Source organism: Protofrankia sp. CiP3 (assembly GCF_917627345.1).
GTDB lineage: Bacteria > Actinomycetota > Actinomycetes > Frankiales > Frankiaceae > Protofrankia.
Genome location: NZ_CAKJTM010000002.1, coordinates 135,015 through 155,994, shown reverse-complemented (window position 1 = coordinate 155,994; position 20,980 = coordinate 135,015). Strand labels below are relative to the sequence as shown.

The following is a 20,980-nucleotide window of genomic DNA, read 5'->3' as shown; positions in this document are numbered from 1 at the left end:
CGTTACACCGTTGTTCTTACAGGCCCTAAAGCTGATCAAGGCGAAGGTAATATGGCGCACCGACGTTCGCCCGGCGAACGTTACCGGAGGCGATTCTCCGGCGAGCCACCTACTGACGTTCCGCACGCGGTGCCTTCACTTCCATATCGGGTCGGGCGGCAGGCAGCTCCTCAGGTGTGCGCCGGGGACGTCGGCGTTCCCGGGCACGCTCGGAGGGAGCCACGCCGATGAGAGTATCTGCATACCGCAGGGGTCGCCCTTGCATCCTGGCCAGCCGCGTCATAGCGGCTCCGAGCGAGCTTTGTACGCGGCGGTGTCGGTCATGGCCGGCAGACACTCGGGTCAGGACAGCGCGAGGTGAGCGAGCAGGTCCCTCGCCACCTGCCTCGTCTCCGAGGTCGGACAGCTCTCCCGGTGGACGGTGTGCGTGTCCAGATCCCGTGGTCCGAGGACGAGTTGGGAACCTGAGTTCCAGTTCTCCGAGACCATTGCCGTCACGGTTAGGTTGGGGTCCATGACGGCGGTCTGGTGGTAGGTGCGTGGCGGTACCAGGTACCGTTCTCCCACGCAGAAATTCTGCGCGCCGGCGACCTGGAAGGTCACCATCTCGCCGGTAGGCACGATGGTGTCGGTGGCGCTGGTGCTCCTGACCTTGAAGACCTGGTGGGTCGGCCGCTCACTGTTCGACAGCACCTCGATCTGCTGGTTTTGCACCCGGCCGAACAAGATATAACTGAAAAGCCGCCAGGTGTGGAGGTGGATTCTCGACACGGTGGACGGCGTGATCCGCGCCCCGGCCCGCCAGACATGGATGCAGAGACCGTAGCGCTCCGAGCGGTTAGCCTTATGGACACGTAGGCAGTAGAAGCCGAGGGGGTGCCTGATCATCGGCCGCTCGTAGACTCCGGACTGGATCGCGTCGAGGATCTCGCCAATGCGCGGCCCCACATTCTGGAGATCAACCCCCTGGCTGATCATAGTGGCGATGGAGGTGGTGTCAGGCTGACGGCACAAGAACATTGATGCCTGCCTTTCGCATGATGCTTTCAACGTTCTGGTCGGACAAGTCGTCGAGCCTCAGCCCCAATGCCGCGAACAGATTTCGCACCGATCCGACGCCCGGCCTCTGCCCCAAGATGATGTTTCTGGCGAAGTGCAGGGGGACGTCACGGGCCTGTTCCAGAGTTTGCCGCATCTGGTTGAGATAGAAGTCGTAGAGAACGCTGGACCGCCGGACTACGTGGCCGAACGCCCGGAGGTCGTCCTGAGTGACGATGACCGCGGTGGACGACAGATCCAGTTGGTAAGTGTTCAAGATCGACGAGAGTTTGACTCGTATGTCGATCCGGTCGTACCTCTCCTTATGCCAGAAAGCAGCGAGAATGGTCGCATAGCATTCGCGCTGGACGCGGGCGACCGTCCATTCCTCGCCGCTCGTGTCCGGCGTCAGAGAATACCGCGACCATGAGCGTACGTACCGCGCGCACAACTCGAGGTTGGTAGGGTCGATGATCTCAATGGTCACGTCGAGCCGGCGCCTGTTGCGCCGGGCGGCATCGACGCACGCGGGAAGAGTGACCTCGCGCAGATAGCTTCCGGTGAAACCGCTGAAGAACCAGCGTTCGGTGTCGCGCTGCGCCCGAGACAGCTCCTCCGCAATCTCGTCGCTGGTGACGACGGCCAACGCGGATGTCCCGTGAAGCGCCTGCTCGACCACGCCCAGGAGCCGTTCCGTCCGGCTGACGACCTGGATGAAGGCCAGGTATGAGTGCTCACGCTCCCACCGGTCCCGGATGAGAGCGACCGCCAGCAGGGCGAGCACCGCCAGCAGGCCGTTGGACACTGTGCTCTGCGACGCCTCGCCCAGGAAGTTGAGGACACACAGCCCGAGCGCCGTCACCAACGCCATTATCGCGTCCGCGTTGGCTTGTAGCCACGTGGCATAACGCCGCATGCCATCCCCCAGCCGGTCAGGTGAGAATCTGTCCGCGGGCCCGCACGGTCCATCTGGTCCGATTGCGGTGAGTCCTGCCCGCACGTTCAAATATGGTCGCGACAGATCCTGGAGATTCCGCGTGACCGGTAGGACGGCGCGCAGACCTCTTGCGCTCCGCCCGTCCGAGGAGGGTGTTGGTGCGGCCCCCGTCGTTATGGCGGGGTGAACGGGCACCCGCGACGCGACGTCATTGGTAGACGCACCAGGCCGGGTGCCATTTCTGCCCCTCTCGGGCCGAGACAGTTGCGTGGAGGTCCCAAAGGCCACCCCAGGTATGTAATGCTTCGAGTATGCGCAGCAGTGGAGCAGCTGCGCAAGAGCCTGGCGCAAACTGCTCCGAGCAACTGGAGCACAGGGAGGGTCGGTGGACAGCATCGAGGTGGACGAGCGGCTCGCGACCCGCTTGCGGGAGCTGCGCCGCAGCCGGGACCTGTCTGCGCAGAGGCTCGCGGACGCCTGTGCCCGTGCGGGTGCTGAGACCCTGTCCAGGAGCGCGATCTCCAAGATCGAGTCGCTGCGTCGGCGCATGACCCGCCACGAGCTGGAAGTGCTGGCGCAGGTGCTTGGGGTCACGCCGGATCAATTGCGCGGTGAGATCGCCAAAGACGCGGAGCAACAGCCCGACGGACCACGGTCGCGACCGGTCTTCTTTGTTAGCTATTCCCCGGCCGACGAGCGCTGGGCCAGCTGGATCGCCTCGCAGCTGGAGGAGGCTGGCTACCGCTCCGTGCTGCAGGCCTGGGACTTCATTCCGGGTTCGAACTTCATGGACTTCATGGATCGGGCCCTGACCGAAGCGACCGCCGTCATCGCGGTGCTGTCCCACAGCTACATGCGGTCGCGCTGGGGCCGGTTGGAGTGGCAGGCGGCAATGCGCGCGACTGGCGGCGGCCCGATCAGCAAGCTGGTCCCGGTGCGGGTCGAGGAATGCGAACTCGAAGGTCTGCTCTCGATGATCACGTACGTCGACCTCGTCGACGTTCTCGATCCCGCTGAGGCCGGTCGACGGCTGCTGGAGAGGGTTCGCCACGCGCTGGTGGGGCATGCCCGCCCGGCGAGCGCGCCGCCGTATCCGCTGCTACGCGTCAACGACCCGACGCCGACCGGCGTCGACGTAACGGCGGAACGCCGCGCGGCGCGCCGCCTTCCCGTGCGACCGCCTGACTACCCGCCAGCCTTGCCGCCCACCCGTGGGGGGACTGACGCCATCACCATGCTGCAGATACCGGGCCCGCGGTTCGGCCGGAGCGGCGGGAACGACTCGATGAGCCCGACGGCGAGGCAGGACCGGATCTGGGCCGAGACAACGCAACTCGTCCACAGCGGCGCGCCGACACCCGACCTCCTAGTGGTCAGCGGTGACCTGACCGAGAACGGCGGCCGACGCGAGTGCGAGGCGGCGCTGACGTTCTTGCAAGGTTTGCGCGCCCTGCTAAACCTCGAGCCCCATCGACTGATTCTTGTCCCCGGACGTCACGATGTATCCCGGGCGGCCTGCGCCGCGCACTTCGCGGATTGCGAGGCTGACGATGCCGAACCCCAGCCTCCGTACTGGCCCAAGTGGCGCCACTACGCGCGGATGTTCGCCGAGCTGTACCAGGGCGTCGAGGGAGCGGTGTTCGATAGCGGGCAGTTCTGGTCCCTGTTTTCGATACCCGATCTGGAGATCGTCGTAGCCGGTGTGAACTCCACCATTGCTATGAGCCACCGCGAGGGCGATGGCTACGGTTTGGTCGGCGAGGCGCAGGCGGCCTGGTTTGCTCATCGGCTTCGGCCCTTCGAGGAAGCCGGGTGGTTGCGGGTCGGGACACTGCACCACGCGCCACAACCGGACACGGTGGCCGAGGGCGGCGGGGACTTCCTGCGGGACACCAGTACCTTCGACCGAATCCTTGGACCTCGCCTCAACCTGTTGCTGACCGGCGGCCCTGACCCGGGTGAGGGCGATAACGGCCTTCGGCGGACCGACTACGGTCTAGCCGTAGCGCCACCGACGCCGCCGGGCTGGGTCCAGTTGGTGGAAATTCGCCATGACGGCCTGTCCCGGTGGGAGGGAGACTGCGACCAGCCCGTCGCGGAGCCCGACAACGGCGCCCCGCGGGCGCGGGTCGCCGAACGCCGCGAATTTCGGTGGGCCCGCGCCAACACGACGTTCGACGAGGAGCCCGGGCCCGCAGAGTCCGGGTCGGTCGCGCCCGTGGCGCATCCGCGGGGCTTCGACGACCCGGACTCGCCCGGCCCCCGGGTCGACGCCGACGGCGCGTCAGACCGACTGAGTGAGCTGCTGGACCGGATCGTGGAGGTCTGCCGCGCGCGGCACGAGCGGGTGACGATCCGCCGGGTGGCCGGCGACGTGCCGCATCTGCTCGTGACCTACACGGAGGACGGCTTCACCCGTCAGAGCCGGATCGGAGCCCGGCTCGGCTCGGTCACGCGCGATGACGTGGAGACGTTCGCGCAGCAGGTCCGGGCGCTCGACCCCGAAGGGGTTGTCGAACTCGTGTGCGAGGTCCCGCCGCCACCCGGTCTGCGGGGCGAGGCTGCGCGGCGTGGGATCCGGGTCCGCAGCTTCGTCGAGTTCCAGGGACTGCTCGACCTGCGGGACTTCGTCGCGCGGCAGACCTTCCGGTTGGCGGCCGACCCCCAGTACCGACCCGAGCTGTACGTTCCCCAGCGTTACCGCGACCTCGTCGGCACCAACCGGACCGTCCGCGACGGGCTCGTCGACGAAGTCCTCGGGCTGCTCGCCGACGACAACGGCCGGTTCATCCTGCTGCTCGGGGACTTCGGGCGGGGCAAGACCTTCGCGATGCACGAGATCGCCCGGCGTATCGCCGAGGGCATGCCGCACCTCATTCCGATCCTCGTCGAGTTGCGCACCCTCGACAAAGCCCACTCCGTCGAGGGGCTCGTGGCCGCGCACCTAGCCAACCACGGCTACAGCATCGCCGATCTGCGCGCATTCCGGTACATGCTCGCCGAGGGCCGCATCGTGCTGCTGTTCGACGGCTTCGACGAACTAGCCACCCGGGTGACCTACGAACGGGCCACCGAACACCTTGAGACGCTGCTGCAGGCCGCCCACGGCAACGCCAAGATCGTGGTAGCCAGCCGCACGCACCATTTCCAGACCGACGCCCAGGTGCTTACCGTGCTCGGCCAGAAGGTCGGCCTGCTGCCGTGGCGCCGCGTGCTGTCCATTGAGGATTTCGGGACCAGCCAGATCCACGCCTACCTGGTCAACCACTTCCAGGGCGACAAGGCCACGGCGTCGGCCCGCTTCGAGACGATCAGCCAGATCAGGGACCTGGTCGGGCTAGCCCGTAACGCGCGGATGCTCCGCTTCATCGCCGACCTGCCCGACGCCGATCTCGCCACCGCTGCGGCGGCGAGGGGCACGATCAGCGCCGCCCGGCTCTACCAGGAGATCCTCAACAACTGGCTGACCTTCGAGGTGAACCGCACCCAGGGCATCCCAGGCGCGCCCGTCGGACTGAACGTGGAGCAGCTCTGGGTGGCGGTCACGACCCTCGCCCTGCGGTTGTGGGAGGCAGGTGAGTCCTTCCTGGGCCTGGCACAGCTGCGGGAGGTCGCCGAAGCGTTGGTGGAACTGGCAGCGGCCCGGCTGTCGCCTCCGCAGGCGACGCACGCATTGGGATCGGGCAGCCTGCTCGTACGCTCGGAAGAGGGGTTTTTCGGGTTCATCCACTCTTCGGTCGTGGAATGGCTTGTCGCGAATGAGATCGCGAATCGGCTGCGCCAGGGGTCGGGCGCATCCGCGCTGCTGGCGGACCGGGCGCTGTCCCCGCTCCTGGTCGACTTCCTGTGCGACCTCGCGGAGGCTAAGACCGTCCAAGACTGGGTCCGGGACGTGATGAGGCGTCCCGACGCCGACGACATGTCGCGTGCGAACGCCCTCAAGATCGGTGAACGGCTCCGGACCCCCACGCTATCCAGCCTGCGCGGCGCGTCGCTGACCGGCGAGGACCTGTCGTACCGCGATCTACACAAAGTTGACTTCACCGGCGCGGATCTGACGAACGCGCAGCTGAACGGCACAAACCTGTCGGGGGCACTGCTGCGCGACGCCCGACTGGTGGGTTCCCACCTCGATGACGCGAAGCTCGTCGGCGCGGACCTGACCGCGGCCGACCTCACCGGGGCCCGACTGCTCGGCACCGACCTGCGCGGGGCGGCCTTCGCCGGGACGCGGTGGCGCCGGGCGGCGTTGGTCGGCACGCACCTCGACTCCGATCTGGCCGAAGCGGCCCGCGCGCGCGGCGCCGCCGTCACCCCGTGGAATCCGGTGGAGGTCGGCCTCGCGCCGCCGGCGGTCAGCGTCAATTTCGGCTTCGAGAGCGGTCGGCTCCCCGAACCCGTCGCCTACAGCCCGGACGGCCTGACGATCGTCGTCGCTGGAGAGGACGGAGGCGCGCTGATCTGTGACGCCTCCGCGCAGCCGCTGCGGTCGCTGCAGGGCCACCGCGGGCGGGTGCACGCCGTGTACTACGGGGAGACGGTCCTCGCCACCGGCTCGGTGGACTGCACAGTGCGCTTGTGGGATCCGCTGACGGGTCGGCCGCTGGGGGTGCTCGAAGGTCACCGCGGGCGGGTCTGGCCGATCGTCGCCGATCCCGCGGGTTCCCTGCTCGCGGTGGGCGACGCCAGCGGCGTCGTCCGGGTGTGGTCGGTCCCGAGCGGCTGCCCGCAGTGCGAGTGCCCAGGCCACGGTGAGCGGATCTGGACCGCCTCCTTCAGCCCGAGCGGCGCCGTTCTCGCCACCGGTGACGACACCGGTACCGCGCGGCTGTGGGATCCTTGTACCGGCGAGTTGCTCGGGGCTCTGACCGGTCACACGGGGTCCGTCTTCCGCCTCGCGTTCAGCCCCGACGGCACGTGGCTCGCGACATCGGATGAGGCCGGGCGCATCCGGCTGTTCGACACGGCGTCCGGCGAGCTGCGCGACGCGTTGCGGGGACACGAGAGTGCCGTGTACGCTCTAGATTTTCATCCGACCGAGCCGCTGCTCGCCAGCGGGGACACGAGCGGCGTCGTCCGGCTGTGGGACCTGCGTCCCGGCGGCCGGCGGCAGATGGCGACGCGGCACACGGGCGCCGTCTACCGCGTGCGGTTCAGTCCCGACGGCTCGGCGCTGGCATCTGGGGACAGCGATGGGGTCGTGCGCCTGACCAGCCCCGTCAGCGGCGAGGTGTTGCACGAGCTGACCGGTCACCGGGGTTCGGTCTGGCCGATGGCCTTCCGTCCCGACAGCCGGCAGATCGTCACGGCGAGCAACGACGGCACGGCCCGGGTCTGGGACGCGGGCACGGGTACGTCCCTGCGGACGGTGTCCGGCCACGGCCGGCGGCTGACCACGGTCTGTTTTAGTGCAGACGGGGCGTGGCTCGCGACCTGCGGCAACGACGGTGCCGTGCAGCTGTGGGACCCGCTGACCGGGCAGCGCCGGGGCGAGTTGTCCGGAGTATCCGACCGGATCCTCTCCGCTGTCTTCTCACCCGAGGAAGGCATCTTGGTCGGTACCGGCAACGCTGGCACCGTCCACGTCTGGAGTTTGGCGGACACGCCCGCCGAGGAAACGGACGAGCCGGGCGTCTACGTGCGGGAACTGCGGGTCGGCACCGACCACGTGTGGGCCGACGCCCTCAGCCCGAACGGCGACATCCTGGCCACCGCCAATGACGACGACTCGGTTCGGTTGTGGTTCCGGACCACCGGGCGGGCCGTGCTGGAGATCCACGGCCACAAGGGCCGGGTGCGGTCCGTCGCCTTCAGCCCTGATGGCGAAACGCTGGCCACGGGCTGTGACGACCGTCTCGTCCGCCTGTGGGAAACTAAGACCGGACGTCTCCTGAGGACCTTCGAAGGCCATACCGACCGCGTCTACAAGGTCGTCTTCGGTTCCGACGGGGCCGTGCTCGCCAGCGTCAGCAACGACGGCACCGCCCGGCTGTGGAACCCGACTTCCGGCGATCTTCAACGCGTGCTCTCCGGTCATGTCGACCGCCTGTGGACGGGCGCGCTGAGCCCGGACGGGCGGCTGCTGGCCACCGCGGGCGACGACCTGGACGTGAAGCTGTGGGACGTGGTCACCGGGCTTCCCGTGGCCGCACTCGCCGGACACACTCGCCGGGTGTGGTCGGTCGCGTTCAGTCCGGACGGTCGCCTTCTCGCCAGTTGCGGTGATGACGGAACGACCCGGCTGTGGCGCCTCGACGATCCCGGTGGGAGTGATGCTTCCCCACACCTTGTCCTAGTCGGCCTTCCCGACGGCTGGGCTGCGATGGCGCCGGACGGGCGGTACAAGATGTCGGGCGACCTGGGTGCTCAGATCTGGCACGTGGTCGGTCTGCGCCGGTTCGAGCTGGGCGAGCTTGATCCGTATCTCGGTGAAGTGTACCAAGTGCCGGACCGGGCGCCCTTCTGATCATTCCGGGCGACGGTCAACAATGAGCGTTTTCAATGTGGTTTTTCTAATTGCCTTCGTGAGTGAGGACGAGGATGGCCTGCGCGAATGTGCCGGCGCGGCGGGGGCAGCCACGCGGTAGCGGTCGAAGATGTGCCAGTTCTTCAGGACCGCGAAGCCGCGTTCGCCCTGTGAGGGGACTGTCAACTTTCCGGTGCAACGGTTGATGTTGGTGCTACTTGGAGACCACTACGGCGGTCACCGGGGGTGACGGCTATTTGCGGCCGGCCGTCCGGCGCGGGGAGCCACCGGAGGCAGTAGGTGGCGACCGGCGAGCCGGGGTGCCCGTGCATCGCGCGGCGATGGATTGGGGAGCGGCGAGGTGAGTGCCCCAGCCCCGTGACGCCGCGTCCCCTGTTGCCGGTCGCTCTCAGGAGGTGAGCCAGCCGTGGGTATGGAGGTGGTCGAGGATGCTCTGGACCGCGGCCTGCGGTGATGTCTGCGCGGTGTCGATGACGACGTCGGCATCCGCGGGTTCCTCATAGGGATCGGACACTCCGGTGAAGGACGGGATGATGCCGGCGCGCGCCTTGGCGTACAAGCCCTTGCGGTCACGTGCCTCGCAGATCTCCAGCGGGGTGGCCACATGGACCAGGACGAACCCACCTCCGCTGTCCTCGACCATCGTTCTGACCTGCCGTCGGACGGTGCCGTAAGGGGCGATCGGCGCGCACACGGCGGTGCCGCCCGCCGCGGTGACGGCCGCGGCGACAAAGCCGATCCGCAGCACGTTGATGTCCCGGTCCTCGCGGGAGAAACCGAGCCCCTTGGACAGGTGCAGGCGGACGACGTCCCCGTCCAGGAGTGTCACCCGTCGGTCACCGCGTTCCAGCAGGCGGCAGGCGAGCAGTCCGGCCAGGGTGGACTTGCCCGATCCGGACAGGCCGGTGAACATCACCGTGAACCCTCGCTCACCCCGCGGTGGCTGTGCCCGGACCAGCTCGGCGGCGACCGCGGGTGGTGTGAGCATGGGTGGCAGCCGTGTTCCGTGGTCGAGCAGCAGCGCCAGTGCGCTTGCGCCGGGCGCGTTCGGCGCTGGTCCGACGATCATTGAGCCGAGCCCGTAGGCGAGCGAGACCTGCGTCCGGTGGATGATTTCCGCGGCGAGCGCGGGCTCGGTCTCCCGGTCGTCGGCCGGCCGGTGACCTGTTGTCTGGTCTGCTGGCTGGCCTGTTGCCAGGTCCGCTGCCTGGCCGGCGTCCGGCTGGTCGCCGGTGGTGGCCCCCGCGTGGATCGTGTTGTCGGGGCCGAAGGCGACCGCCTCGGTCAGTCGCGGCATCGCACGGACCGGAACCAGGGCGAGCATCACGCGAACGTCGCTCAGCGTGGCGAGCGCCGCTCGCAGGCAGCGTACGCGCAGGTGGTGACGAGCGTCCGCGGGATCCGCGCCACCGACCGCGGCGAGCACGACGATGCTGTTCCCGGCGGCGGCGAGGGCTTCGATGCGGTCCAGATCCGCGGTATGCAGCAGGCCGTCGGCCCACAGCGCGGTGGCGGCTGGGCCGGTCGGTGTGATCCAGCCGCGTCGGAGCAGCTCCAGGCGCAACGCCGCGGGGGTGAACCGCAGCTCGGGGTAGTCGGGGTGATCGGGGAGCCGTAGCCCTTCCACGAGGCCTGACAACGTTGAGCCCGCCGCGTCGGTCACCCGCAATGCGGCGATCATCACGCCTTCGGAGTCCCTGAGCGCGACCGTCGTTCCAGGACGCGGTATGCGCGGTAGATCGGCGCTCCCGGCGGTCGCCGGGTAGGCGTCGCCCACCTCAACGGTGTGCCGCGGCAGCTGTGCCGGGCCGTCGTACGCATCACCGGCCACCGCCGGGACGCCGAGAGCGGGATACCCGCCGGACAGCAGAAGTTCAAGATCGGAAAGTTGGGTGGCTGTCAGCGTCAGTGAGGGCCAGCGCAGCGACGCCTTGGTCAGCTCTCGTGCGCGCGCCTCGTCGACCAGCAACGCGCTCCTCTGCCGGATGGTGGGCACACTCTGACCGTAGCGGTTGAGGTCCGTCCTGCCACGGCGACGGGCGGTCGTGGCCCACCCCCGCCCATCGCTCGGTGGCAGACTGCCATGGGTGAACAGTGACGGGAACGCGGCGGCGGCCGGCCCGGCCGCGCGCTATCCGGCAGGGCCGGCGGGTGTACGGGATGAGGACAGCGCCGGCATGCCGGCGCCCGGCGAGGCCGCGGACGCCGTCCTGGCGGCGTGGCTGGCCACCGACGCGGGCGCTCTCCTGCTGCGGCTCCGGGCGGAGCTGGGATTCAGCGACCCGGCCGCGTTACGCGACGCTGGTGACGCCCGCTCGCAGGCGTGGCTCGCGGGTGCGCTCGCCCGGCACCGCCAGCATGACTCGGTGCTCTCCGAGGAGGCGGTCGACGACCCGGCGAGGCTGACCGCCCGACGGGTATGGATCATCGATCCGCTGGACGGGACCCGTGAATTCGGCGAGCGTGATCGGCCGGACTGGGCCGTGCACGTCGCGTTGTGGCAAGACGGCGATCTTGTCCAGGGCGCTGTCGCGCTCCCGGCGCAGGGCGTCACGTTGGCGACTGGCACGCCGCTGCCGCGGCGTCCCGCCCCGGTGGGCGGCCCCCGGTTCGTGGCCAGCCGGACGAGGGCGCCCGCGCTGGTCGCCAGGCTGGCCGAGGCATTGGGCGGTTCGGTCGTACCGGTCGGTTCCGCTGGCGCGAAGGTGGCGGCCGTTGTCCGTGGTGATGCCGACGCCTATGTGCACGCTGGCGGCCAGTACGAATGGGACTCGGCCGCGCCGGTTGCCGTAGCCCGTGCGGCTGGCCTGCACACCAGCCGGCTGGACGGGTCCCCCCTGGTCTACAACCGGCCGGATCCGCTCCTGCCCGACCTGCTCGTCTGCCGCCCGGATCTGGCCGGCCGCATTCTGGCACTGATCGCTGATCGCTGATCAGCGATGTTCCTGTCTTTATGCGACAGTTTGTATCCGGTGAGTCGCTTCGCTGTCCCGGGTGCCGGTTCCTCGGCTACGTTGGGCTGATATCTACCAGCGTTGTCATCTACCAGCGTCGCCATCCATCGGCGTTGCCATCCATCGATGTTGTCCACTGGGGTCGACAGGGGGATTCCGCATGCCTGTCACAGGCTACGAACTCACCCATCTGCAGATGCTCGAGGCCGAGGCGATCCACATCTTCCGGGAGGTGGTGGCCGAGTTCGAGCGTCCCGCGCTGCTGTTCTCCGGCGGCAAGGACTCGATCGTCATGCTCCGGGTCGCCGAGAAGGCGTTCTGGCCGGCGAAGCTGCCGTTTCCGCTGGTACACATCGACACCGGCCACAACTTCAGCGAGGTGATGGAGTTCCGCGACGCCCGGGTCGCGCAGCTGTCGGCCCGCCTTGTGGTCGGTTCCGTCCAGGACGCGATCGACGCTGGAGTGATCACAGAAGACATCCGGCCAGGTGCGTCACGTAACCAGCTGCAGACGCCGGTGCTGCTGGACACCATCGAGAAGAACAAGTTCGATGCGGTGTTCGGTGGGGCGCGCCGGGACGAGGAGAAGGCCCGGGCCAAGGAGCGCGTCTACTCCTTCCGGGACGAGTTCGGTCAGTGGGACCCGAAGAGCCAGCGCCCTGAGTTGTGGTCGCTCTACAACGGACGCCACCGTCCGGGCGAGCACATCCGGGTCTTCCCGCTGTCGAACTGGACGGAGCTCGACATCTGGCGCTACATCGCGCAGGAGAACCTGGACATTCCGTCGATCTACTACGCGCACACCCGGGACGTGCTCGAACGGGACGGGATGCTGCTGGCGGTGACCCCGGTGACGCCGCCGCTGGAAGGGGAGCGGGCCGTTGCGCGCCAGGTGCGTTACCGCACGGTGGGGGACATGTCCTGCACCGGGGCGATCGCGTCGACCGCGGCGACGATCGGCGAGGTGATCGCGGAGGTGGCGGTCAGCAGGATGACCGAACGCGGCGCGACCCGTGCCGACGACCGGGTCAGCGAGGCCGCCATGGAGGACCGCAAGAGGGAGGGCTACTTCTGATGGGGAAGCTGTTCTGATGGGGGAGCTGCTGCGGGTCGCCACCGCTGGTTCTGTCGACGACGGCAAGTCCACGCTGATCGGACGGCTGCTCTTCGACACCAAATCGCTGTTCGCCGATCAGCTGGCGGCGGTGGAACGCACCAGCCGTGAGCGCGGCGACGCCTACGTCGACCTGGCGCTGCTCACCGACGGGCTGCGGGCCGAGCGGGAACAGGGCATCACCATTGATGTCGCCTATCGGTACTTCGCCACACCGAAGCGGTCGTTCATCCTCGCCGACACTCCTGGGCATGTTCAGTACACCCGCAACATGGTCACCGGCGCGTCCACCGCTGATCTGGCACTGTTGCTGGTGGACGCGCGCAAGGGGCTGCTCCAGCAGACTCGCCGGCACGCCTTCCTGGCCTCCCTGCTGCGCGTTCCCCACCTGGTGCTGTGCGTGAACAAGATGGACCTCGTCGGGTTCGACGAAGATGTGTTCGAGAAGATCAAAAGTGAGTTCCGGGGGTTCGCCGCCAAACTCGAGATCGTCGACGTCGCGACGATCCCGGTCTCCGCGCTCGGCGGGGACAACATCGTCTCCCGTTCACCGAGCACCCCCTGGTACGAGGGCACTTCACTGCTGCATCACCTGGAGGAGCTGCACATCGCCTCCGACCGCAACCTCATCGACGTGCGCTTCCCCGTGCAGTGGGTGGTCCGGCCGCGTTCCGGCGAGCTGCACGACTACCGCGGGTACGCCGGCCAGGTCGCCGGTGGCGTCCTCAAGCCAGGGGACGACGTGATCGTCCTGCCGTCCGGTCTGACCTCGCGGATCGCTGCCGTCGACACCTTTGACGGCCCGGTCGCCGAGGCCTTCCCGCCGATGTCGGTGACGATACGCCTCGAAGACGATCTGGACGTCTCCCGCGGGGACATGATCGCTCGACCGGCGAACCAGCCGATGGTCGGTCAGGACATCGACATGATGGTCTGCTGGATGGCGGACGCGCCGCTGTCGGCCAGGGCCCGGCTCGGGATCAAACACACCACCCGGTCCGTGCGCGGCGTGCTGAAGAAGATCGCCTACCGGGTGGACGTCGACACACTGCACCGCGACGAGACCGTGTCGGAGCTGCGGCTCAACGATATCGGCCGGGTGACGGTCCGGACCATGACACCGCTGTGCTTCGACCCGTACCGGCGTAACCGGACGACGGGCAGCGTGATCCTCATCGACGAGGCGACCGGGTCCACGGTCGGCGCCGGCATGATTCTTTAGAGTGCCCGGCAGCAGGGGTGTGGATCAGGAGCGGCCGGCACCAGCGACGTGGTGGCGTGGGCCGGGGCCGGGGCCGGGGCTTAACGGCGCAGATAGCGCAGGAACAGGCTGCCGTCCTCCTCCAGGACATGACCGAGCGCCATCGTGACGGGCATCGGCCACCGGTGGCCGCCGACGATCCGGATGCGGTCGGGGCCGACCAGCAACGGGGCGAGGGTCAGGCACAGCTCATCAAGGAGGCCGGCCCCCGCGAGGGCCGCGTGCAGCGACGGGCCGCCCTCGCACAGCACGCGTCCCAGCCCCCGTTCGGCCAGTGCGTGCAGCGCCGCCGCGGGATCCACCGTCTCGTCGCCGCAGACCAGCATGTCGGCGACCGCAGCGAGCTCTCGGTACCGGTCGGCCGGCGCGGCCCGGCAGGTGAGCACCAGCGGACGCACATCAGCTCCGAACAGCCGGGCGGACGGGTCGAGCCGCAGGCTGCCGGAGATGACGGCGACCGGCGGGACCGGTGCCTGCCCGGCCGCGAGCCGTTGCTCGCGCCGTTGCGGTGGCACGATGACCGGCCCGTAGTCCTCGGCGACCGCGGTGCCGGCACCGACGAGGACGACGTCGGCGAGCCAGCGCAGAGTCCGGAAGACCCGGCGGTCGGCGCTGCCGCCCAGCGCGCCGGAACGGCCGTCCACCTCGGCAGCACCGTCGAGGGAGGAGACGAAGTTCGAACGGACGTGGGCCTTGCCGGCCGCGACCGGCGGCAGCCGGTACCAGGCATCCAGGTCGACGTCGTCTGGTGCGGGCTCGCCATGGCCACCGGCCGCGGCCTGGCCCACCGGCTGGTCGCCGCGGTACCGGCCTCCGGGATGCTCCGCCGCCAGCAGGCGGGCGGACAGCTCCTGAGGGGACGACAACCGGCGCACGTCGCGGACTCTATTCCACCTGCTGCCGACCGTTGTGTGAGCGACAGCGCCACGAGCGCCCGGCAACAGGCGGCGCGGCGCCCCGGCCCCGCCAGCCCCGCGATGCCGCGTCCCCTGTTGCCGGGCGCTTCATGTGTGGGCTGTCGCATATCATGGCGGTCAGCGTGAGATGGTGTGAGTTACCTCGCCCGGTACTTCTCGGGGCGACATCGACCAGCGGCGCATCCGTAGGGTGAAAACATGCCGGAGAGTCTGGTCGACCGCCATCCTGAGGTACGTCCGGACGACTTGGTCGCGGCTCTTGTCCCGCCACCACGGTTCAACGACGTCCGTTTCGCCACCTACCGGCCGGATCCGGCCGAGCCGAGCCAGGCCGATGCCGTTGCGGCGCTCGCCCGCTTCGCCGACCGGGTCGCGCCGGGCGGGAGCCGGCCGGGGGGGCCGGCCGCTGCCGGTGGCCGAGGCCTGCTCCGGTTCGGACGCCGTGACAGCGGCGGACGCACCGCCCGCAACGCCGTTGGTGGGCCGGATGCCGGGGCCGCCCGGCCCGGGGTCTATCTCGACGGCGGCTTCGGGGTCGGCAAGACCCACCTGCTCGCGTCGCTGTGGCACGCGGTGCCGGGGCCCAAGGCCTATGGGACGTTCGTGGAGATAACGTCGCTGGTCGGCGCATTGGGGTTTGCCCGGACGGTGGAGGCGCTGTCTGGCCTGCGGCTGCTGGCGATCGACGAGTTCGAGCTCGACGACCCCGGCGACACGGTGCTCGTCTCCACGTTGCTGACGAGGCTTGTCGAGGCGGGCGTGCACCTGGCCGCGACCAGCAACACCCAGCCGGAGGATCTTGGCGCCGGCCGGTTCGGCGCGGACGACTTCCTGCGCGAGATCCAGGGGCTGTCGTCACGGTTCGACATCCTGCGGATCGCGGGTGAGGACTTCCGCCACCGCGGTCTGCCCAAGCCGCCCGCCCCGCACCGCGACGACGAGGTCAGCCGCCGTGCCGCGATGACCCCCGGTGCCAGTGAGGACGGGTTCACCGAGCTGTGCGCGCATCTCGGCCAGTTGCACCCGTCCCGCTACGGCGCGCTTGTTGACGGTGTGGAACTGTGCTGTCTGCATGGCGTCACCGCGGTTGCCGACCAGGCGATGGCGCTGCGGCTCGTGGTCCTCGCTGACCGTCTCTACGACCGGTCGATCCCGGTCGTGGCTTCCGGCCAGCCCTTCAACGAGCTGTTCTCGGCCGAGATGCTCGCCGGGCCGCACCGCAAGAAGTTCCAGCGCGCGATCTCGCGGCTTTCGGCGCTGGCCCGCGACGGCGGGTCCGGCGAGCTGACCGGCTGGGAAGGTACCGCCAAGGCGTCCTGACAGGCGCCAGAACGCGCCACCGGCGGCTGCGCGGAGAGAGGGCCGTCGGCCCGGCGCGGGTGGCATCCTGAAGCGCGGGCTCCCGGGCGCGGGGTGACCAGGCGGACGACCGGGCCGCGGGATGCGTCGCCGTCACCCGGACGCGATACTGGCGGGGCGGTGCTGATGGACCGAGGCGTCGACGATGCCCGGTGCCGGAGGCTCGCCGCGTCGCATTCGGCCGGAAAGGACGGTTGTACGCATGACGACCTATGTTGTGCTGCTGGTCGTCGTGCTGCTGATCGCCGCCGGTGTGCTCGGCATGTTGTATGTGCTGTTGTCCCGCGCCGAACGCCGCGAGCGCCGACGCTGACGGGCGGTACGGCAGGCTGGTACAGCCTGTGCCCGCGATCGTGCCCCAGGCTCGGTTTCTCCGCGCGCCCCGCTCCGTTGCCGCGTCAGAGCAGCCGGGCGATCACCACTGACTCCCCGTCGAGTTCGATGCGGCCCGGCATGTAGGTGAACCCGCTGGTGGACGCGGCCGGGACGTCGAACGGCACGCCTTCGACCGGTACCGGCTGCCGTCGCCGCGCGAGGTTACACACGATCGCGACCTGGCCGCGGCGCAGTACGAACCACCGGGCATCCTCGTCAAAACTGCAGTGCACGCGGGACAGGCCTGGATCGGTGAGGTCCGGCAGGGTCCGGCGCAGGGTGATGAGCCGCCGGTACCACTTCAGCAGACCGGCGTGGCGCGGGGTCCTGAGCTCCGCCCAGTCCAGCTTTGAGCGGATGAAGGTTGCCTCGTCCTGCGGGTCGGGGATCTCGTCCGGTCCCCAGCCGTGCGCGGCGAACTCGCTCCGGCGCCCCTTGCGAACGGCCTCGGCCAGTCCGGGCGCGTTGTGGTCACTGAAGAACTGCCACGGCGCGGTCGACCCCCACTCTTCACCCATGAACAACATCGGCGTGAACGGCGAGGTCAGCAGGAGCGCGGCGCCCACCCGCAGCAGGCCCGCGCTGAGCGTCTGCCCGGCGCGGTCGCCGACCGCCCGGTTGCCGATCTGGTCGTGGTTCTGCAGGAACGTCACGAACCGATGCGCCGGGATGTGGCTGGGCACCGGGCGGCCGTGGGAGCGCCCGCGGAACGCCGAGTACGTCCCGTCATGGACGAACGCGCGTTCCATCGCCTTGGCCAGGGCCGCGAGGGTGCCGAAGTCGCTGTAGTAGCCGTGACGCTCACCCGACAGCGCCGCCCACATGGCATGATGGACATCATCACACCACTGCGCGTCCAGGCCGTGCCCCCCGGCTTCGCGCGCGGTGACAAGCCGGGGGTCATTGAGGTCGGATTCGGCGATCGCGAACAGCGGCCGGCGCTGCTGGGCCGCGAGCCCGTGCACCGCGACGGCGATCTCCTCAAGGATGTGGACGGCACGGGTGTCGGCAAAGGCGTGCACCGCATCCAGCCGCAGGCCGTCGCAGTGGTAGTGCCGTAGCCAGCTGAGCGTGTTGTCAATGATGAATGCCCGCACCTCGTCGGAGCCGGGGGCGTCAAGGTTGACGGCCGGCCCCCACGGAGTGTCGTGGGAGTCGGTGAAGTAGGGGCCGAAGCGGGCGAGGTGGTTTCCGTCGGGGCCGAGATGGTTGTAGACGACATCCATGATCACGCCGATTCCCCGGCTGTGGGCCGCGTCGACGAACCGCTTGAGCCCGTCCGGGCCGCCGTAGGGCTCGTGCACGGCGAACAGGCCCACACCGTCGTAGCCCCAGCCGTGGCGGCCCGCGAAGGCGTTGACGGGCAGCAGTTCGACGGCGTCCACCCCGAGGGCCACCAGATGGTCGAGCCGTTCGATGGCCGCGTCGAAGGTGCCGGCGCGGGTGAACGTGCCGACGTGCAGTTCGTAGAGGACGCTACCGGCCAGCGTCACCCCTCGCCACGTACCGTCCGTCCAGGCAAACAGAGAGTGGTCGATGAGCCGGGAGCGGCCGTGGACGCCGTGAGGCTGGCTGGCGGAGCGCGGGTCCGGTATCTCGTCGACCTCACCGTCGATCAGGTAGGCGTACTCGGTGCCGTGGCCGGCGGCGGGTACGTTCACCCACCACCAGCCGCCGTCGTCGGTCAGCATCTCGTGGACGGTCTCGTTGCCACCGGTATTGGTGATCACGCTCACCGTTTTGGCTTCTGGCACCCACACGCGGAAAGTGCTCATCCGTACTGTCTACCCGTCGTCGAATCCGTGAGCATCTGTGATCCTGATTTCACGGCACTGTTACCGTGTGGCGTCGGACACGCCGCGCGGCTGCCTCGGAAGGGGTTTCGTCGCCCGCCGGACGAGCTGGAGCTTGCTGTGCCATGTTTCAGGGCATCACATGCGGGCCCGTCCCGCACAGCGTTTCAGCTGATTTTCAGCCGGGTCACGCCCGCTCTCCCGATTACCGGCGATCGTTCTTTCGGCGCGTGCCCGGCGGCGGTTCGATCAGGCGCTTTGATCAGGCGCTTTGATCAGGCGGTTCGATCAGGCGGTGCGGACGAGGAGGCTGACGGGGAAGTCGCGCAGCAACCGCAGGACGTAGGCGACGCCGCCGTCGTGCCGACGGCCGGTGAACAGGTCGGTCCAACGACCGTCGGGCAGCGGGAGGGTGGTGTCCCGCCAGCCGCCGCCGCGGCGCAGCCCGAGCACCAGCCGGGGCGCTACCGCGATCACCTCCCCGGAGCGGACAAAGGCGACCACGTGCTCGGCCGCCGAGCCCGATGCCCACAGCGGCCGATAGGTCGCTTCCGCGCCGAACCACTGCGGATGTTCCCGGCGCAGCCGTAACGCACGGGCGACGACCAGCAGTTTCGCCGCGCCGGTGTCGTCGAGCGCGGGTGGCTTGCGGGCGCCTGGGTCCGGCCCGAGCTCGGTCAGCAGCTTCGCCCGCTCGCCGAAGTTGACCGGCCGCCGATTGTCCGGGTCAACCAGGGAGGCGTCCCACACCTCCTGGCCCTGATAGACATCGGGCACGCCGGGACAGACCAGCTGGAGAAGCTTCTGGGCGAGGGAGTTCTGGCGCCCGAGCTCCACCAGGGCCGCAACATAGGTTTCCAGGGCGGCCACGTAGTCTCGGTCGTCGAGGACGGCGTCGACATAGTTCACCAGCGCGGCCTCGTAGCCGGCGTCCGGGTCGGTCCAGGACGTGTACATCTTGGCCTCGCGGACGGCTTTGAGCAGGTGATCCCGAGCGCGCTCGATCGGCAGCGGCCACGCGCCGACCAGGGTCTGCGCCAGCAGGTAGCAGGCCTCCCGGTCCGGCCAGCCGCGTTCGGTGTCCGTGTGCCGCTCGCCCAGGGCGATCAGGCGGCGGGCCAGCTCGCCCCAGCCGTGCGGGTCCTCGGTCAGGACGGCGAGCCTGGCCCGCACGTCCTCCGAGCGTTTGGTGTCGTGGGTGGACAGCGCCGTCATCGTCAGCGGCCACATCCGTTGGATGGTCGCGTTGGCCTCGTGGAACTCGTGCACCGCGCTGTGCGGATGCCCGGCGGGAAAGCCGGGGAAGTCGCCGGGAGCGCCGCCGACCTCGTTGAGGGCGATCATCCGGCCGTAACGGTAGAAGGCGGTGTCCTCGATGCCCTTGGCCATGACGGGCCCGGTGGTCTGTTGGAACCGCACCACGAACTCGGGCGGGCCGGCCAACGCCAGGTTCTCGATGAGATCGATCTCGCCGGACCGCCGCGGCAGGGACTCCCGGGCGCGCTCGCACGCCCCGACCACGTGCGCTCGAGCCTCCAGGGTCGCGGCCCCGCCTGGCCGGATGTAGGCGCGGTAGACCGCGAACGCGGCCAGCACCTCCGCGAGCGCGTCGCGAAGACCGGTACGCGTCAGGTCCGCGCGCCGCCGCCGCGCCTCGGTGAGCGCGAGTGCCGCCAGCCGCTCCAGCTCCGGGCGCAGGACGTCCGTGAGCGCGTCCAGCTTCGCCGTGTGGGCGACGGCCGCGAAGTCGGGCGACGAACCGGTGATGTCGGTGTACAGCTGGGTGACGGGCCTGGCCGCTGTCGGGTCGATGAACAGCCGGGTGAGCCGGTTGAGCGTGTCGTAGCCGGTGGTGCCGGCGCAGGCCCAGGCGCCGGGCAGGGCCTCGCCCGGTTCGAGGATCTTCTCCACGACCGTCCACACGCCGCCGGTGGCCTCGGACAGCCTGCGCAGGTAGTCCTCGGGATCGGCGAGGCCATCGGGATGGTCGACCCGCAGGCCGTCGACGGCACCGGCGCGCACCTGGTCGAGGATCAGGCGATGGGTCGCGGCGAAGACGGCCGGCTCCTCCTGGCGCAGGCCCACGAGGGTGGTGATGTCGAAGAACCGGCGGTAGTTGAGCTCTGTGCCGGCGACCCGCCAGAAGCACAGCCGGTAGTGCTGCCGGTCGAGGGTGGCGGCTATGTCGCCTGGCGTGGCGGTCCCCTCGGCCACCGGCAGCACGTGATCGTGATAAACAATCACCGATTCGGCGTCGTCGTTCGTCGCGAGCCTGATCTCCCCGCCCGCGAGGCAGTCCGCCAGCGGCTCACCCAGAATCGGGACGACGACCTTGCCGGGGTTGTCCGGGGAGTCCCAGTCGATGTCGAACCAGGAGGCGTACGGCGACGCCCGGCCCTCCCGCAGCACCGACCACCAGCCGGCGTTCACCGGCTCCGGCGCGGCGATCGCCATGTGGTTCGGCACCAGGTCCAGCACGAGGCCGAGGCCCGCCTTGCGACAGGCGGTCACCAGCCGGCGGAAGCCGGCCGGACCGCCGAGCTCGGGGCTGATCTGATCGTGGTTGACGACGTCGTAGCCGTGGGCTGAACCGTCGACCGCTTCAAGCACGGGCGAGCAGTACAGGTGGGTGACTCCGAGGGCGGCCAGGTACGGCACGATGACAGCCGCGTCGGTGAAGGAGAACTCCATGCTCAGTTGCAGCCGGTAGGTCGAGCCGGGGACCGGCCGGGCGGGCGCCGGGAT

11 protein-coding genes are annotated in these 20,980 nt (G+C 69.3%); 5 read left to right on the top strand and 6 right to left on the bottom strand.

Annotation, left to right across the window (positions count from 1 at the left end; genetic code table 11):
• Nucleotides 1-342: 342 nt before the first annotated feature.
• Together MJ797_RS01465 and MJ797_RS01460 are read right to left on the bottom strand one after the other, a co-directional pair.
• A complete protein-coding gene (locus tag MJ797_RS01465; RefSeq protein WP_239330811.1) occupies nt 343-1,020 on the bottom strand; it encodes a hypothetical protein in 678 nt (225 codons plus the stop codon).
• Nucleotides 998-1,954, bottom strand: a complete 957-nt coding sequence (locus MJ797_RS01460; RefSeq protein WP_239330808.1) for a hypothetical protein — start codon at nt 1,952-1,954, stop codon at nt 998-1,000. Before MJ797_RS01460 ends, MJ797_RS01465 begins: the two co-directional genes overlap by 23 nt.
• 406 nt (nt 1,955-2,360) lie before the next feature.
• On the opposite strand from MJ797_RS01460, the gene MJ797_RS01455 reads away from it, so the two are divergent.
• Complete coding sequence (locus MJ797_RS01455) at nt 2,361-8,441, top strand: TIR domain-containing protein (RefSeq protein WP_239330805.1); 6,081 nt, start codon at nt 2,361-2,363, stop codon at nt 8,439-8,441.
• A 409-nt stretch (nt 8,442-8,850) separates the two neighbouring features.
• Here the strand turns inward: MJ797_RS01455 and cysC are convergent, their stop codons facing one another.
• The gene (gene cysC, locus MJ797_RS01450) at nt 8,851-10,458 is read right to left on the bottom strand and encodes an adenylyl-sulfate kinase (protein WP_239330802.1); all 1,608 of its coding nucleotides are present in this window, start codon (nt 10,456-10,458) and stop codon (nt 8,851-8,853) included.
• Nucleotides 10,459-10,639: 181 nt separating this feature from the next.
• Here cysC and MJ797_RS01445 point away from each other — a divergent pair, with 181 nt between their 5' ends.
• The 3 genes from MJ797_RS01445 (at nt 10,640) to MJ797_RS01435 (ending at nt 13,752) form a co-directional block, all read left to right on the top strand.
• A complete protein-coding gene (locus MJ797_RS01445; RefSeq protein ID WP_239330930.1) occupies nt 10,640-11,395 on the top strand; it encodes a 3'(2'),5'-bisphosphate nucleotidase CysQ in 756 nt (251 codons plus the stop codon).
• A gap of 181 nt (nt 11,396-11,576) precedes the next feature.
• On the top strand, nt 11,577-12,491 hold the full coding sequence (gene cysD / locus MJ797_RS01440) for a sulfate adenylyltransferase subunit CysD (RefSeq protein WP_239330799.1): 915 nt from the start codon (nt 11,577-11,579) through the stop codon (nt 12,489-12,491).
• Nucleotides 12,492-12,507: 16 nt separating this feature from the next.
• The gene (locus MJ797_RS01435; protein ID WP_239330796.1) at nt 12,508-13,752 is read left to right on the top strand and encodes a sulfate adenylyltransferase subunit 1; all 1,245 of its coding nucleotides are present in this window, start codon (nt 12,508-12,510) and stop codon (nt 13,750-13,752) included.
• A gap of 80 nt (nt 13,753-13,832) precedes the next feature.
• On the opposite strand, the gene MJ797_RS01430 is transcribed toward MJ797_RS01435, so the two are convergent.
• The gene (locus tag MJ797_RS01430; RefSeq protein WP_239330927.1) at nt 13,833-14,579 is read right to left on the bottom strand and encodes a pyrimidine reductase family protein; all 747 of its coding nucleotides are present in this window, start codon (nt 14,577-14,579) and stop codon (nt 13,833-13,835) included.
• Nucleotides 14,580-14,906: 327 nt separating this feature from the next.
• Between MJ797_RS01430 and zapE the strand changes: the two genes are divergently transcribed.
• Complete coding sequence (gene zapE / locus MJ797_RS01425; RefSeq protein ID WP_239330793.1) at nt 14,907-16,028, top strand: cell division protein ZapE; 1,122 nt, start codon at nt 14,907-14,909, stop codon at nt 16,026-16,028.
• Between the two features lie 437 nt (nt 16,029-16,465).
• Here zapE and treZ read toward each other — a convergent pair whose 3' ends face one another.
• Nucleotides 16,466-18,217, bottom strand: a complete 1,752-nt coding sequence (gene treZ / locus MJ797_RS01420; RefSeq protein WP_239330790.1) for a malto-oligosyltrehalose trehalohydrolase — start codon at nt 18,215-18,217, stop codon at nt 16,466-16,468.
• 306 nt (nt 18,218-18,523) lie between these two features.
• Nucleotides 18,524-20,926, bottom strand: coding sequence for a malto-oligosyltrehalose synthase (treY, locus tag MJ797_RS01415; RefSeq protein WP_239330924.1), 2,403 nt, complete (start codon nt 20,924-20,926; stop codon nt 18,524-18,526).
• Nucleotides 20,927-20,980 lie beyond the last annotated feature (54 nt).